At 72.8% G+C, this 15,931-nt stretch carries 13 protein-coding genes; 5 read left to right on the forward strand and 8 right to left on the reverse strand.

All coding sequences use genetic code 11. From position 1 onward, the window contains the following. The first annotated feature begins 31 nt into the window (after positions 1-31). Complete coding sequence (locus CCO04_RS07920; RefSeq protein ID WP_215813550.1) at positions 32-2,596, forward strand: helix-turn-helix transcriptional regulator; 2,565 nt, start codon at positions 32-34, stop codon at positions 2,594-2,596. Between the two features lie 10 nt (positions 2,597-2,606). Here the strand turns inward: CCO04_RS07920 and CCO04_RS07925 are convergent, their stop codons facing one another. Then, a complete protein-coding gene (locus tag CCO04_RS07925; RefSeq protein ID WP_215813551.1) occupies positions 2,607-5,240 on the reverse strand; it encodes an Ig-like domain-containing protein in 2,634 nt (877 codons plus the stop codon). Between the two features lie 84 nt (positions 5,241-5,324). Then, a complete protein-coding gene (locus CCO04_RS07930) occupies positions 5,325-6,359 on the reverse strand; it encodes a maleylacetate reductase (RefSeq protein ID WP_215813552.1) in 1,035 nt (344 codons plus the stop codon). Between the two features lie 29 nt (positions 6,360-6,388). On the opposite strand from CCO04_RS07930, the gene CCO04_RS07935 reads away from it, so the two are divergent. Beyond that, positions 6,389-6,874: an SRPBCC domain-containing protein gene (locus CCO04_RS07935; RefSeq protein WP_215813553.1), complete on the forward strand. Its 486-nt coding sequence runs from the start codon at positions 6,389-6,391 to the stop codon at positions 6,872-6,874. Here the strand turns inward: CCO04_RS07935 and CCO04_RS07940 are convergent. From CCO04_RS07940 to CCO04_RS07960, 5 genes are read right to left on the reverse strand one after another with little or no spacing between them, the layout of a single operon-like run. Continuing rightward, positions 6,828-7,280 carry a hypothetical protein gene (locus CCO04_RS07940; protein WP_215813554.1) on the reverse strand — a complete coding sequence of 151 codons (453 nt, stop codon included), beginning with the start codon at positions 7,278-7,280 and terminating at the stop codon, positions 6,828-6,830. The two genes, CCO04_RS07935 and CCO04_RS07940, sit on opposite strands and share 47 nt — an antisense overlap. 9 nt (positions 7,281-7,289) lie before the next feature. Then, on the reverse strand, positions 7,290-8,273 hold the full coding sequence (locus CCO04_RS07945; RefSeq protein ID WP_215813555.1) for a sulfate/molybdate ABC transporter ATP-binding protein: 984 nt from the start codon (positions 8,271-8,273) through the stop codon (positions 7,290-7,292). After that, positions 8,270-9,118 (reverse strand): sulfate ABC transporter permease subunit, encoded by an 849-nt coding sequence (locus tag CCO04_RS07950; RefSeq protein WP_308281152.1) that lies wholly within the window; start codon positions 9,116-9,118, stop codon positions 8,270-8,272. The genes CCO04_RS07945 and CCO04_RS07950 overlap by 4 nt, the downstream gene beginning before the upstream one ends. Beyond that, positions 9,111-9,959 (reverse strand): sulfate ABC transporter permease subunit CysT, encoded by an 849-nt coding sequence (gene cysT / locus CCO04_RS07955; protein WP_215813556.1) that lies wholly within the window; start codon positions 9,957-9,959, stop codon positions 9,111-9,113. The genes CCO04_RS07950 and cysT overlap by 8 nt, the downstream gene beginning before the upstream one ends. Further along, positions 9,956-10,984: an extracellular solute-binding protein gene (locus CCO04_RS07960; RefSeq protein WP_215813557.1), complete on the reverse strand. Its 1,029-nt coding sequence runs from the start codon at positions 10,982-10,984 to the stop codon at positions 9,956-9,958. Before CCO04_RS07960 ends, cysT begins: the two co-directional genes overlap by 4 nt. Before the next feature lie 354 nt (positions 10,985-11,338). Between CCO04_RS07960 and CCO04_RS07965 the strand changes: the two genes are divergently transcribed. Both CCO04_RS07965 and CCO04_RS07970 read left to right on the forward strand, forming a co-directional pair. Further along, entirely contained in the window at positions 11,339-13,279 is a 1,941-nt protein-coding gene (locus CCO04_RS07965) for a 2-oxoacid:acceptor oxidoreductase subunit alpha (protein WP_215813558.1), read from the forward strand. After that, positions 13,276-14,379, forward strand: a complete 1,104-nt coding sequence (locus CCO04_RS07970) for a 2-oxoacid:ferredoxin oxidoreductase subunit beta (protein WP_215813559.1) — start codon at positions 13,276-13,278, stop codon at positions 14,377-14,379. The genes CCO04_RS07965 and CCO04_RS07970 overlap by 4 nt, the downstream gene beginning before the upstream one ends. A 73-nt stretch (positions 14,380-14,452) precedes the next feature. Here the strand turns inward: CCO04_RS07970 and CCO04_RS07975 are convergent, their stop codons facing one another. Further along, positions 14,453-14,857, reverse strand: coding sequence for a hypothetical protein (locus CCO04_RS07975; RefSeq protein WP_215813560.1), 405 nt, complete (start codon positions 14,855-14,857; stop codon positions 14,453-14,455). A 99-nt stretch (positions 14,858-14,956) separates the two neighbouring features. On the opposite strand from CCO04_RS07975, the gene rarD reads away from it, so the two are divergent. Further along, entirely contained in the window at positions 14,957-15,865 is a 909-nt protein-coding gene (gene rarD, locus CCO04_RS07980) for an EamA family transporter RarD (RefSeq protein ID WP_215813561.1), read from the forward strand. Positions 15,866-15,931 lie beyond the last annotated feature (66 nt).

Here is a 15,931-nt window from a genome sequence, read left to right on the forward strand (position 1 = left end):
AGGTGAGAATGTTCCCGGAGGAGGGACACTCTTGCGAGGCGCCGCGGTCCGGGCCGGCTGGCCGGCATTGACGCGTGAGGTCGTCGCCCAGGTGGCTGACCTGGTGGCGGCCGGTACGAGCGTGCTCCTGTGCGGCGCGGCCGGCATCGGCAAGTCGTACGCCGCCCAGCAGGTCGCCGCCGCCGTCCCCGGGTGCGTCTCCGTCCTGTGCACCCCCTCGGGCCACCGCGTCCCGCTGGGCGCGCTGCACGGCTGGTTGGCCGAGCTCGGCCTGGCCGACGCGACCGGCGGGCCGTCCGTGAGCCCGCTGGTGCTGGCCGGGCAGGTGACGCCCCAGGGACCCGCCGACGAGCCGGTCCTCGTCCACGTCGACGACATCGACCTGCTCGACCCGGCGAGCGCCGAGCTGCTGGCGCTGCTGTGCCGGCGCGGCGTGGTCCAGCTGCTGGCGACCCTGCGCTCCCCCGGCGGCGGCGCGTTGCCGAGGCCCCTGGCGCGGCTGCTGGTGGAGGACCAGGTGGTCCGGGTCGAGGTGGCGCCGCTGACGCCCAACGAGGTCGGCGAGCTGGTCCAGCTCGCGCTCGACGGGCCGGTGCACCACGAGACGATCCGGTTCCTGCACCGCACCACCGAGGGCAACAACCTCTTCCTGCGCGAGCTCGTCCGGGCCGGCGCCGCGCAGGCGACGTTCGTGCTCGAGAACGACGTCTGGCGCTGGCAGGCGTCGTCCGCCCCCGAGGCGCTGCAGCTGCCGGCGCTGTTCAGCGACGAGCTCGACGCGCTCTCCGACGCCGAGCGCGAGACGGTCGAGCTGGTCGCGCTCACCGAGCCCATCGCGATCGACGCGCTCGCGCTGGCGGTCGGCCCGGCCGTGGTGACCGGGCTGGTCCGCGCGGGGCTCCTGGTCGAGGTCGAGCAGCACGTCCGGACCCACCACCCGCTGTTCGCCGAGTCCGCCCGCGGCCGGATCGGGCCCTGGCAGCGCCGGCAGCTCTTCGAGCGGCTGCACGAGACCCTGCCCGACCCGCCCACCGGCGCCGGCGGAGGACTCCTTCGCTGGCTGGCCTGGGGTGCGGAGAGCGGCGCCAAGATCGCGGCGAGCACCTGGCTCGACGGCGCCCGTACGGCGGCCGGTGCCGGGGACCTGCCCTACGCCGAGGAGCTCGCCGGGCACGCCCTCGCCAGCACCCCGCTGTCAGCACGCGACCGGCTCGAGGCGCACACCCTGCGCGCCGAGGTACGCCGCTTCCGGGCCCAGCGCGCCGAGGCGATCGCCGACCTCGACGCGGCCGCGACCACGCTCCCCGGCGCGACCCACGAGGCCGACCCCGACTGGCTCGCCGGCCAGGTGATCGCCGCCGCACGGACCCGCGCCGACCTCCTCCAGTACGTCGACGACGACCCCGCCGCGGCCCTGACCGCCCTGACCGACGGCTACGCCACCGCCGCCCGGCTCGCGCCCGGCCACTCCGGCCTGGCCCAGCAGCGCCTGGAGACGATGACCCGGCAGGGCTGGGCCGGGCAGTGCGCCGCGCTCCGTACCGAGACGCCCCGGCTGCTGGCGGCCCTCACCGCAGAGGACGTGGAGGCCGTCTCCCCCGCCCTGCTCGCCCTCGCCTGGGAGGGCCGGACCACGACCCTGCGCGAACTGGCCCGGGCCGGGCTCCGCGCGCTCGCCGACGTCGCCACCGGGCCGTCCGCGGCCCGTCCGCACCTGGCCGTCGAGATCGTGTGCACGACCTTCTTCACCGACCTGTACGGCGGCGTCCCGGCCGACGAGGTCGAGGGCCCGGACAGCCTGGCGCAGCTCGTCCCCACGGCGATCGCCGAGGACATCGACACCGGGCTCCTCGCCGCGGGCGCCGGACGACGGCTGCTCGCGGAGGGCGCCTGGGCCGAGGCGGACCGGGTCCTCGGCGACGCGCTCGCCCTGCTGGAGCAGCGCGACCCCAGCGGCTTCGGCGCCTGGACGCTGGCCGCAGCGGCGCTCGCCGCGGCGGGAGTCGGCGACCTCGACCGGTCCGCGACGCTGGCGACCGCCGCCGCGGCGTCCCCCTCGCGCACGAGCCGCTCGCTCGCCCCCGACCTGCGCACGCTCCTGGCCCGCGCCCGGCTGATCGGCGACCCCGAGCGCGCCACCGCCGAGATCGCGGACCTCCGCGACTGGGCCCGCGAGCACGCCCACCACCTGACCGAGCTCGAGGCGCTCCACCTGCAGGCGGTCGCGGCCCCCACCACCGTGACCACCGCGGACGCGGCCCGCGCCACCGACCTCGCGACCGGCATGGAGGCGCCCGTCGCCCGCCACCTCGCCGACCACGTCACCGCCGTCGCCCACGGCGACGACGCCGTCGCGGGCGCCGCGACCCGGCGCCTGGCCGAGCACGGCCGCTGCCTCCCGGCCAGGGGCCGGGAGGCAGCGGTGCTGAGCCGTCGTGAGCGCGAGGTCGCCTCGCTGGTCGCCGGCGGCCTGAGCACCCCGGAGATCGCCGAGCGCCTGCACCTGTCGACCCGCACGGTCGAGAGCCACATCGCCCGGATCTTCACCAAGCTCGGCATCAACCGCCGCGCCCAGGTCCGCGATCTCCTCGGCTAGGACGCAGGGCTCACCGCACGTTCATCACCGCACCACAGGCCGGAGCCTTGCCGCGCGGCTGGTACGCCACCGACACCAGGTACGGCGCCTGCGCCGCCCGGAAGCGGGCCGTGCCCTTGCCGCGGCTCGTCCCGGCCTTCGCGACCACCTTGCGGCCGTCGTACCGGACCACGAGTCGGCCCGCGCCCGACACCAGTCGCCCGTTGCGGCCGAGCACCCGCGCGTCGACCCGGTAGCCGCCGCCGGCCTCGGCCCGCAGCGCGCCGCGGATCGTGCACGAGGGACGCCCGCGACGGACGTCGACGATGACGACGTCGCTCTCCGCCACGGTGTACGGCGACCCCGCCGCCGGCGTGTAGCGCGCGACGATCCGGTGCCGGCCGGGCGAGAGCTTGCGCAGCACCACGCCGCCGTAGCCGTACCGGGAGACGGGCGAGGCCTTGCCGAGCGCCTTGCCGTTGTCGAAGTACTGCACGCCGCCGCGCGGCACCTCCACCCCGGCGTCCGGACGCGAGACGAGCGCCCGGATGTGCAGGTCCTGGCCGACGAACAGCGGCCGCGGGCCGGTGATGAGGGTGACGGTGGCTCGTCGCTCGGCGACCTTCTGGGCGAGCGGGGCGCTGGCCGCGGCGTCGTACCGCTCGTCGCCGAGGTAGCGCGCGAGCACGGTGTGCCCGCCGGCCGCGAGCGCCGCGGTCGTGACGCGCACCCGGCCGTCGGGGCCGAGCGCGACGGGCGCGTCCAGGGGGACGCCGTCGATCTCCAGGCTGACCTGCCCGGTCGGCGTCGCGGTCGCCGGGCGGACCGGGTCGACCTGGACGACGAACGTCAGCGGCGCCCCGGCCGGGGCCGGGTTGCGGTCACTGGTGAGCCGGACCGTGGTCGTACCGGGGTTGACGACCTGGTCGAGGAACGCGCTGCTGGCGTCGTACCTGTCGTCGTCGCCGAGGTAGACCGCGTGCACCCGGTGCGTCCCGACCGGCAGCTCGTCGGTGGTCAGCCGGGCGGTGCCGCGGTGGTCGAGGGCGACCGGGCCGCCGAGGGCCTGCGCCCCGGCGTAGAGCTGCACCTCGCCCGTCGGTACGCCGGCCCCGGCGGCGCTGGAGCGCACCGCCACGTCCAGGACGACGTCCTCCCCGGCCACGACCGGGTTGTAGGCGGAGGTCAGCTCGACGGTGACGTCGCCGCGGTTGACGACGACCGCCCGCGCCGGGCTGGTGGCGTCGGCGAACTCTGCGTCGCCGGAGTACACCGCGGTGATCTGGTGCGTCCCGACCGGGATCCGGGTGGTGACCAGGCGGGCCTGGCCCGCGCTGTCGATCGCCACCGGCTCGTCGAGCAGCGTGCCGTCGGCCTCGAACCGGACCGTGCCGGTGGGCGTGCCCCGGCTGGGGTCGCGCCGGGCGACGAGCGCGGTCAGCGTGGTCTCCTCGCCGCGCACCACCGGGTCCAGCGGTACGCCGAGCGCCACGTCGGTGCCGCCGCGGGCGACGGTGAGGCCGGCCTCGCTGGACGACGGGAGGAAGTCGCCGGCCGGCGCGTACGCCGCCTCGACCCGGTACTCCCCTGCCGGCAGGCCGCCGCCGAACACCGTCGCGGACCCGCCGCTCAGCGTCGCGGTGCCGAGCGTCGTGACGACACCGGTGTCGACGGAGCGGGCGCGCAGCGTGACGGTGCCGGTGGCCGGCCCGTCGGCGTTCGACTCGGGCGTCACGGTGACGTCGTAGCGGGCGGTCTGCCGGTTGACGACGGTCGGCAGGTCGACCTGGACCGTGGTCCGGAAGCGCTGGGTGTAGTCGATGACGACCCGGCCGTCGCCGGAGGCCGAGGTGCTCCAGGCCGAGACCAGCTCGGCGAGCGCAGGCTCGTGGAAGCTGCGGCCACCGCCGCCGCCTCCGCCGCCGCCACCGCCAGTACGGCCGCCGCCGCCACCGGAGCCGCCCGGGTAGCCGCCCCCACCGCCGCCACCGCCGCCTGCTCCGGTGCTGCTGCCGGCGTTGCCGCCGGTCCCGCCGCCGGGGCCGCCCGCGGCACCCGCGGTGCCGCCGCCCGACGTACCGTCGCCGCCGCCGTCAGACCCGTTCTGGTCCGCGCCGCCGCCGGTCCCGCCGGCGCCGTTGAAGCCGCCCTTGCCGCCACCGCCGGCACCACCGCCGGCGACCGCGACGACCGCGTCGTCGAGCACGAGCGCAGTGGCGCCGCCGCCGCCCGCACCGGCACCGCCGGAGGTCACCGTGATCGAGGAGCCGGTGTTGCCCCAGCCGCCCGAACCGAACGGCGACGGCCCGCCGCCGCCCGGCTCGTCCTTCTCGCCGCCGGCGTCGCGGCCCGCCGCGCCGACCAGCACCCGGAGGACGTCGCCCTCCTCGACCGCCACGCGTACCTTGCCGACCGCTCCGCGGCCGCCGGAGCCCCCGGACTTGCCGCCGTTGCCGCCGGAGGCGCCGCGCAGCTCGACCGTCAGCTCGTTGACGCCCGAGGGCACCACGAACTCCTGCGGTCCGCCGCTGTAGCCCATCTCGACGTGGCCCTGCGCGGCCTGCGCCGGCGGCGCCGCCACGGTCGCCACGGCGACCAGGCCCGATCCCATCACCGTGACGGCGACCAGCCCGGCCAGCCGCCTCTTGCCCGTGTCTCGGAGCACGTTCTTTCCCTCCCGTTGCCCACCTCGGCCTGCCAGCATCGGGGGAACGGGCGCGCGAGCGCTTCCGTAGGGACTACGTAAAAGTCACCACGCAGCGCGCAGGAGATCGAGCACCGCAGGGGCGTCGACCGGCCCCGGGTTCGGGTACGGCGCCGCCGCCACCCGGTCCGCGACCGCGGCCAGGCCGTCGGCGGGGACGCCGAGGTCGCGCAGCCGGCGCGGGCCGTCGTACGACGCGGCGAGGGCGGCGATCGCCGCCGCCGGGTCTGCCCCGGTGATCGCGGTGAGCCGTTCGACCGCGGTCGGTGCGAACGGCAGGTTGTGCCGCACCACGTGCGCCAGCAGCAGGGTGTGCAACGGCGCGTGCGGCAGGTCGAAGGTGCCGCCGAGGGCGTGCGCGAGCTGGTGGTGCAGGCCCATCGGGACCGTGGCCAGGCAGGTGCCGGCGAGCCACGCTCCCTGCTGGAGCGCCGCGCGTGCGGGGCGGTCGCCGGGCTCGGCGAGCACCTGCGGCAGGGCGTCGAGGAGCAGCCGCGCCGACTCGGTCGCCAGCGCGTCGCTGACCGCGGTGGAGGTCGCGGCCCAGAGCGCCTCGACGGCGTGGGCGAGCGCGTTGACGGCGCTGGTCAGGGTGAGCCCGACCGGCAGGGCGAGCGTGAGGTCGACGTCGTAGACGACGGTGCGCGGCAGCAGGGAGGGATCGCGCCGGGTCCGCTTGACGCCGTCCTCCGTCTCGCCGAGGACGGGGGTGACCTCGGAGCCGGCGTAGGTGGTGGGCATCGTGAGGTGGGGCAGGCCGGTGCGGGCGACGAGCGCCTTGCCGAGTCCCACCGCGGAGCCGCCGCCGATGGTCACCACCGCGTCGGCACGGGACGCCTCGACGAGCGCCAGGGCCTCCTCGGTCACCGCGACCGGCGTGTGCACGACCGGCCGGTCGAAGCGGGCGACCGCGCGCTCGCCCAGCGCGGCCGCCAGCTCGTCGGCCGCGGGGGCCGCGGAGCGGGTCGCGACGACCAGCACGCGCTGCGCGTCGTACCGGGTGAGCTCGTCGGGCAGGGCGTGCCGGGCGCCCGCCCCGAGCAGCACCCGGGACGGCGAGGTCTCGTGGACGACCACCATGACCCGACCGTATCGGCCATGATGCGGCCATGAACCCCGCGGCTGAGATCAGCATCGACGCGCCCCTGCCGACCGTCTGGGCGGTCATGCTCGACACCGCGCGCTACGGCGAGTGGAACCCCTTCGTCGAGCGCGCCGAGACCGCCGTACCGGCCGCGGTGGGCAACCCGATCGTGCTCCACGTCGTGTGGGCCAACGGCAAGCGCACCCGCTCGCCGGAGCGGATCACCGCGCTCGACGGGCCCACCACCGATCCCGCCACCGGTACGACGACCGCGCTGATGTCGTACGTCTACGAGGGCGTGCCGGCCCGGCTGGGCCTGGTCCGGGGGGTGCGCCACCAGCGGCTCACCCAGGAGCCGGGCGGGCCCACGACGTACGCGACGGTCGAGGAGTTCCGCGGCCCGCTCGTCGCCCTCGCGGGACCCGGGCGGGTGGCGGACGGCTTCCGCCGGCACGCCGAGGGGCTCAAGCGGCGGGCGGAGGCGGAGGCGGCTTCGCCCCCGGCGGGATGAGCTCGTCGGAGTTCTTCGCCGCCCAGAGCGCGAACCCGAACACCGCCGCCCCGCACAGGATGTCGGTCACCACGTGCGCCTGGCGCCACCAGACCATGCTGGTCGCGCCCGGCGCGAGGTAGTGCCCGATCCCGATCAGGCCCGAGATCGAGTAGCCGGTGAGCGCGATCGCCGCCGAGGTGATGTGCCGCCGGAACCACAGCAGCAGGCCCACCGCCCCGAACGCGGTGAACACGAACCACCCCACCGCGACCAGGGTCGCCGAGGGCGCGGGCACGGCTGCGTCGGGGCCGGGCACCGGGTAGTCGTCGTAGTTGACGTAGTTGTCGACGTAGTGGACGACCGACACCAGCACCGCGACCCCGAGCAGCCAGCACAGCACGCGGGTCGCTCGGAGATAGCTCACCCGAACAGGTTAGGCGGAGACCCCTCCCAAGAACGGCACCGACGCCGCGCCCGTCGTCGGGCTCAGCCACACCCGGCTGCCGAGCTCGAGGTCCAGGGCCCGCGCGTGCGCCCGCGAGAGGACGACGAGCGCCGGCTCGGACTGCCCTTCGACGTCCACGGTCAGCCGCACCTCGAAGCCCACGCGCAGCGCGCGCTGCACGACGCCGGCCGCCGAGCCGGGCACACCGGGCTCGACCGCGACCTCGATGTCGTGCGGGCGGAGCCGGAGGGGGCCGAGCTGGGTGACGGCGCCGAGGAAGCCCATGACGAAGTCGTTGGCGGGCTCGTCGTAGAGCTGGTCGGGGCTGCCGATCTGCTCGATGCGGCCCTCGTTGATGACGACGATCTCGTCGGCGACCTCGAGGGCCTCCTCCTGGTCGTGGGTGACGAAGACGGTAGTCACGTGGACGTCGTCGTGGAGGCGGCGCAGCCAGTCGCGCAGCTCCTTGCGGACCTTGGCGTCGAGCGCGCCGAAGGGCTCGTCGAGGAGGAGCACCGAGGGCTCCACCGCGAGGGCCCGGGCCAGGGCGAGGCGCTGGCGCTGGCCGCCGGAGAGCTGCGAGGGCAGCCGGTGGGCGAACTGGGAGAGGTGGACGAGCTCGAGGAGCTCGGCGACCTTCTCCTTGACCTCGGCCTTGGGGCGCTTGCGGATCTCCAGGCCGAACGCGACGTTCTTGGCGACCGTCATGTGCTTGAAGACGGCGTAGTGCTGGAACACGAAGCCGACGTTCCGCTTCTGGGGCGGCAGCTTCGTGGCGTCGACGCCCTCGATCTCGACCGAGCCGGAGTCGGCGGTCTCGAGGCCGGCGATGATGCGCAGCAGCGTGGACTTGCCGCCGCCGCTGGGGCCGAGGAGGGCGGTCAGCTGGCCGGTGGGCAGGGACACGTTGATGTCGTCGAGGGCGACGAAGTCGCCGTAGCGCTTGCCGACACCGCGTACTTCGATGCTCATGAGTGGTCTTCCTTGCGGATGAGCGACACCACGACGAGGGCCAGCACGGAGGCCAGCACGAGGACGAACGCGGCGGCGTACGCCGTGGGCTCCTCGAAGTTGGTGTAGCGGTTCTGGATGAGGATGGTGGCGGTCTCGCCCCGCAGGGCCGCGCCGGGGCTGACGATCTTGACCGCACCGAACTCGCCGAGCGAACGGGCCAGGCTGAGCACGACGCCGTACACGACGGCCCACTTGATGCTGGGCAGCGTGATCCGGCGGAAGATCTGCCAGCCGTTGGCGCCGAGGCTGCTCGCGGCGAGCTCGGAGTCGATGCCGACCTCTTCGAGCACCGGGACGACTTCTCGGATGACCAGGGGCAGGCTGACGAACGCGGTCGCCATGATCATGCCGGGCGTCGAGCCGATGATGAAGATGCCTGCCGACTCCAGCGCACCGCCGAACCAGCCCTGACCGCTGCTGTAGGCCAGCACCAGCGCGAGACCGACGACGACCGGGGAGACCGACATCGGCAGGTCGATGAGGACCGAGACGATCCGCCGGCCCGGGAAGCTGTAGCGGGTCAGGAGCAGCGAGATGCCGACGCCGAAGACGGTGTTGATGAGCACCGCCCAGAAGGCACAGGTCGCCGTCAGGCTGAACGCGTACGTCACGGTCGGGTCCTGGAGCCGCTCGAGGAAGGCGCTGAAGCCGCCCTCGGCACCGCGCTCCACGGGAGCGAAGGTCCGCGAGGTGACCTCCCACAGCGGCCACACGACGAGCACCGCGAGGTAGGCGATGACGAAGAACCGCAGGGCGTAGGTCACCGGCCCCTTGCGGGCCCGGATCTGTCGGGTGTCAGCCACGGCGCGCCACCCTCCGTGCCACGAGGTCGAGCACGACGATCGTCACGATCGCCACCAGGAGCAGCAGGACGGCGACCGCCGCCGCACCGGCCTGGTTGTCACCCTCGATGAACTTGAGGATCTTCAGCGACGCGACCTCGGTCTGGTACGGCGTGTTGCCCGAGATGAGGACCAGCGAGCCGAACTCGCTGATCGCGCGCGCGAAACCGAGGGACGAGCCCGCCGTGATCGCCGGCACCAGGCTCGGCAGGATGATCCGCCGGAACGTGGTGAGCCGGGACGCGCCGAGCGAGGCGGCTGCCTCCTCGACGTCGGCGTCGAGCTCGATGAGCACCGGCTGCACGGTCCGGACGACGAACGGCAGCGTCACGAACAGCAGCGCCAGGAAGATGCCCTGACGGGTGTTCACGATGTTGATGCCGACCGGGCTCTCCGGGCCGTAGAGCGTGAGCAGGACGAGGCCCGCGACGATCGTCGGCAGCGCGAACGGGATGTCGATGACGACGTCCAGGATCCGCTTGCCGAAGAACTGGTCCCGGACGAGCACCCACGCCACGACGGTGCCGATCACCGCGTTGACCACGGTCACCAGCGCCGCCTCGACGACGGTCAGGCGCAGCGCGGCGAAGGTCTGTGCGTCGGTCAGCGTGTTCCAGAAGGCACCCCAGCCGCCGGCCGCGGCGGCCCCCACCACCGCCGCGAGCGGGAGCAGCACCAGGACGCTGAACCAGACGAGGGCGACACCCAGCCCGATCCCCGAGGTCGGGGTCAGGCGGAACAGCCCACTGGACCGGCGCGTCGGGCGCGCCGGTCCAGTGGGTGCGACGAGTGTGTCCGTCACTGCTTGGTCGCTTCGGCGTACAGCTTGTCGAAGCGGAGCTTGGCGCCGTCCTTGCCGAACCACTCGGCGTTGATCGCCGACCAGCCGCCGAGGTCCTCGGCCGTGCTGAGCGAGGACGGGGTCGGGAACGGGTTGCTCGGGTCGTTCGCCCCCTCGACGCTCACGCCGGAGATGTCGACGTCACCGACCGGGCGGAAGCCCTTCTGCACGAAGGCGAGCTGGCCCTTGTCGCTGAGGATGAAGTCCAGCCAGTCCTTGGCGACCGGGTCGGAGTCCTTGAGGACGGCGCCCGGGTTCTCGATCAGGAACGAGTGCTGGGGAAGGATGTAGTCGAGGTTCTCACCGTTCTGCTTCGCGAGGATGGCCTCGTTCTCGTAGGTGAGGAGCACGTTGCCGACGCCCTTCTTGAACGACTCGGTCGCCTCACGGCCGCTGGCCGCCCAGGTGGTGACGTTCTTGAAGACCTTCTCGAGGAAGGCGTCGGCCTCCTTCTCGGTGGCGCCCTGCGACTTGGCGTAGGTGTAGAGCGCGAGGACGTTCCACTTGGCCGAGCCGGAGCTGGCCGGGTCCGGGGTCACGATCTTGACGTCGGAGCGGGTCAGGTCGCTCCAGTCCTTGATGCCGAGGGGGTTGCCCTTCTGCACTGCGATGACGGCGACCGACTGCGAGACGATGCCCTTGTTCGGGCCCGCGTTCCAGTCGTCGGCGACGAGGCCGGCGTCGACCAGGCGGGTCATGTCGGGCTCCAGGGAGAAGACGACGTAGTCGACGTCCTTGCCCTTGGTGTCCGCGACCTTGCGGCTCTGGTCGCCGGAGGCGCCGTAGGAGCCGGAGAACGTGACGTCCTTGCCGGCCTCGGTCTTCTCGAACTCCGTCGCGGCGGCCTTGTTGGCGGCCTCCGGCACGGCGAACCCGACGATGTTGATGGTCTTTCCGTCGTCCTTGCCACCGGCGGCGGAGCTGCAGGCGCCGAACGCCAGCACGCCCACGAGCCCCACGGCAACGGCCTTGATCGATCGCTTCATCGCACCCATTCCTTGCTTCGGCCCGGCGTCTCGGGTGCCGGGAACCATTTAAATCAGATCGAAACAATACACATTAGTGAGTTACTGAACCTGCTCGTTAGACAAATCGACGAGGAGAGGTGACCGAGCCCACAGGGCTCCCGGGGCCTCCGCGGTGCCCATCTGGCGGCACCGCCTCCGTCCGCGCACGCGGGCGGACTATCGTGGTGAGGCCGCGCCGACCGGGCGGCCAGGCGCGAACTGGACAGGTGTCCACCAAAAGTGGAACGTGTTCTAGATTGGCTCTAGACTCGCTGCACCTGTCGCTGCCGTCATTGACGCGGCCGACGCGTAGTCGAGAGAAGTGGAGCAGGTGTGAGCCAGACCAAGCAGGTCAAGCAGCTGGACCGGGTGATCATCCGGTTCGCCGGGGACTCCGGTGACGGCATGCAGCTGACCGGTGACCGGTTCACCCAGGAGTCGGCCGTCTTCGGCAACGACCTGGTGACGCTGCCCAACTTCCCCGCCGAGATCCGGGCGCCCCAGGGCACCATCCCGGGCGTCTCGTCGTTCCAGATCCACTTCGCCGACCACGACATCCTCACCGCGGGCGACCGGCCCGACGTACTGGTGGCGATGAACCCGGCGGCCCTCAAGGCCAACCTGGGCGACCTGCCCAAGGGCGCGACGATCATCGTGGACACCCACGACTTCACCAAGCGCAACCTCGACAAGGCCGGCTACACCTCGAACCCGCTCGACAAGCTGGGCGAGGTCGACGACATCCTGGCCGGCTTCCAGGTCCAGCCCGTCGACCTGACCGGCATCACCGTCGAGGCGGTCAAGGAGTTCGGCCTCTCCCGCAAGGACGCCGCCCGCGCCAAGAACATGTTCGCGCTCGGCCTGCTGTCGTGGATGTACGGCCGCCCGACCGAGCCGACGGTCGCCTTCCTCGAGAAGAAGTTCGCCAAGGTCGCCGACATCCTCGGCGCCAACCTCGCCGCCTTCAAGGCCGGCTGGAACTACGGCGAGACGACCGAGACCTTCGTCGTCCAGTACGAGATCAAGCCGGCCAAGATGCGCGCGGGCACCTACCGCAACATCACCGGCAACCTGGCGCTGTCCTACGGCCTCGTCGCCGCCGGCGTCCGCTCCGAGCTGCCGGTGTTCCTGGGCTCCTACCCGATCACCCCGGCCTCCGACATCCTCCACGAGCTGAGCAAGCACAAGGGCTTCGGCGTCACCACGCTCCAGGCCGAGGACGAGATCGCCGGCATCGGCGCCGCGATCGGCGCCGCCTTCGCCGGCCAGCTCGCCGTCACCACCACCTCGGGCCCGGGCATCGCGCTCAAGTCCGAGGCGATCGGCCTGGCCGTGATGACCGAGCTGCCGCTCCTGGTCGTCAACGTCCAGCGCGGCGGTCCCTCGACCGGTCTGCCCACCAAGACCGAGCAGGCCGACCTGCTCCAGGCCATGTACGGCCGCAACGGCGAGGCGCCCGTCCCGATCGTCGCGCCGCAGTCGCCCGGCGACTGCTTCGCCGCGGCCGTCGAGGCCGCGCGGATCGCGATCACCTACCGCACGCCGGTCTTCCTGCTCTCCGACGGCTACCTCGCCAACGGCTCCGAGCCCTGGGAGATCCCCTCGATCGACGAGCTGCCCAAGATCGACGCGAACTTCGCCACCGAGCTCAACCACGACGACGAGTTCTGGCCCTACCTGCGCGACGAGGAGACGCTGGCCCGCCCCTGGGCGATCCCCGGCACCGCCGGCCTCGAGCACCGCATCGGCGGTCTCGAGAAGGGCGAGGGCCACGGCAACATCTCCTACGACCCGGCCAACCACGACAAGATGGTCCGGATCCGCCAGGAGAAGGTGCAGCGCATCGCCGACTCCCTGCCGCCGCTCGAGGTCGACGACCCGTCGGGCGAGGCCAAGGTCCTCGTCATCGGCTGGGGCTCGACGTACGGCCCGATCGGCGCCGCGTGCCGCCGGGTCCGCCGGGCCGGCTACAACGTCGCCCAGGTCCACCTGCGCCACCTCAACCCGTTCCCGAAGGACCTCGGCGAGATCCTCAAGCGCTACGACAAGGTGCTGGTCCCCGAGATGAACCTCGGCCAGCTCTCCCGCCTGCTGCGCGCGGAGTACCTCGTCGACGCGATCGGCTACAACCACGTCTACGGCCTCCCGCTCAAGGCCGCCGAGCTGGCCGAGGCCGTCGGCGCGCTGGTCGGCCAGGCCGAGGGTCGCGACGTCGACCTCGGCGAACACGGAACCAACGCCCCTGCTGACCACGAGGAGGCTCCGGCCCGATGACGACCATCGACCTCGGAAACCCGTCCCTGCGCTCCGGCACCGAGCTGGTGCCCTCGCTCGGCGAGGGTGAGACCCAGACCGGCAAGGACTTCTCCAGCGACCAGGAGGTGCGCTGGTGCCCCGGCTGCGGTGACTACGCCGTCCTCAAGGCCGTCCAGTCCTTCCTGCCCGACCTGGGCCTGCGCCGCGAGAACATCGTGTTCGTCTCGGGCATCGGCTGCTCCAGCCGCTTCCCGTACTACCTCGACACCTACGGCATGCACTCGATCCACGGCCGCGCGCCGTCGATCGCGACCGGCATCGCCACCGCCCGCGAGGACCTCTCGGTCTGGGTCGTCACCGGCGACGGCGACGCGCTGTCCATCGGTGGCAACCACCTCATCCACGCGCTGCGCCGCAACGTGAACATGACGATCCTGCTGTTCAACAACCGGATCTACGGCCTCACCAAGGGTCAGTACTCCCCCACCTCCGAGACCGGCAAGGTCACCAAGTCCACCCCCGTGGGCTCGATCGACCACCCGTTCAACCCGGTCTCGCTCGCGCTCGGCGCCGAGGCGTCGTTCGTCGCGCGCACCATCGACTCCGACCGCAAGCACCTCACCGGCGTCCTCGCCGCGGCCGCCGCCCACCGCGGCACCTCGCTCGTCGAGATCTACCAGAACTGCCCGATCTTCAACGACGGCGCGTTCGACGCGATCAAGGACAACGACACCAAGGCCCACGCGATCATCCCGCTGGTCCACGGTGAGCCGATCACCTTCGGCACCCGCGACGAGACCACCGGCCTGGGCGACAAGGCCCTGGTCCGCGCCGCCGGCGGCGTCGAGGTCGCCGACACGGCCGCCGTGCCCGCCGACGCCATCCTCGTCCACGACGCCCACGACCCGGACCCGTCGACGGCGTTCGCGATCTCCCGTCTGACCGACGCGGGCTACCTCAACCGCAGCCCGATCGGCATCTTCCGCCAGGTCGACCGCCCGACGTACGACGACCAGGCGCGCGCCCAGGTCGCCGACGCGGTCGCCAAGGTCCAGGGCACCCCCGAGGACCGGCTCGCCGCGCTCATCAACGGCGGCGACACCTGGACGATCGACTGACGTTCCCGCACCCGCACGCACGAAGGGCCCCGCCGATCCGGCGGGGCCCTTCGTCGTCGTGCTCAGGCGAGGATCAGTAGCAGATGATCTTGCCGAGGGTGACGTTGGTCTTCGCGTAGCCGCCGCTCGGCTTGAGGACCAGGCGCCACTTGCTGCCGCACTTGCCACGGAACTTGAACTTGAACTTGCCCGTGGTGGCGTTGGTCCGCTGCTTCTGCGCGACGGTCCACTTGTGGGCGCCCTTGTTCTTGCGCTGCAGGATGATCTTCTTGCCCTTGTAGGTCACCGCGTTGCCCTTGGCGTAGAACCGACCCGTGTTGCGGATCTCGCCTGCCTGGAGGTTGGCGACCTGGTGCTTCGGCGCGGCGGCGGCACGGTCGGCCACGCCGGTCGCGGCCTGGCTGGGCGCCATCGTCAGACCGAGCATGGCCGCGGTGAACGCCGCGACGAAGGCGGTGATGATGCGAGTGATGCGCATGGGTGGAACTCCCCCTCGAGATTGGGATGGTGCAGGTGGACTAGAGGTTTCGTGCCCACCGCACGCGTCCCGAAACCTGGGGCGTCGTAAGGTCGGCACGTGCCCGACCAGCGACGCGGGCTCCTCCTCGGGTTCTCGGCCTACCTGATCTGGGGGGCCTTCCCGCTCTACTGGCCGCTGCTCGCCCCGTCCGGACCGGTCGAGATCCTCGCCCACCGGATCGTCTGGTCGCTGCTGGTGATGGGCGTCCTCCTCCTCGCCCTCCGCCGTACGGCGGCCCTGCGCGCGGTCCTGCGCGAGCGTCGTACGGCGGCGCTGCTGGGGGTCGCCGCCGTCACCATCACGATCAACTGGGGCACCTACATCTACGGCGTCAACAGCGACCGCGTGGTCGAGACGTCGCTCGGCTACTTCATCAACCCGCTGGTGACGGTGCTGCTCGGGGTGCTCGTGCTCGGCGAGCGGCTGCGCCGGCCGCAGTGGGTGGCGCTGACGATCGGGTTCGTCGCGGTCGTGGTGCTGACCGTCGACTACGGGCGGCCGCCGGTGATCGCGCTGGTGCTGGCGTTCTCGTTCGGCACCTACGGGCTGGCCAAGAAGTCGGCGGACGTGGGGGCCATCGAGAGCCTGACCTTCGAGACCGCGGTGATCGCGCCGTTCGCGCTGGGCTACCTGGTGTGGCTGGGGGCGGCGGGCGAGGGGCACTTCCTGGGCGAGGGGGCCGGGCACGTGGCGCTGCTGGTGGCGAGCGGGGTGGTGACGGCCGTCCCGCTGCTGTGCTTCGGCGCTGCCGCGACCCGGGTCTCGATGACGACGCTGGGGCTGCTGCAGTACCTCACCCCGACGCTGCAGTTCGCGCTCGGCGTGACCCTGCTCGGCGAGCACATGCCGCCGGGACGCTGGGTGGGCTTCGCGCTGGTCTGGCTGGCGCTGGCGATCTTCACCGCCGAGGCGCTGCGCCACCACCGGCGCCAGCTCGCGCTGGCCGCGGAGTGCACGGCGCTCTAGGAGGGCCGCGCTGGAAGGCCTCGTACGACGGCGGCGGGGTGCGCGCCACCGCCGTACGAGGCGATC

It is taken from the genome of Pimelobacter sp. 30-1, from assembly GCF_018831735.1.
Taxonomy (GTDB): Bacteria; Actinomycetota; Actinomycetes; order Propionibacteriales; family Nocardioidaceae; genus Nocardioides.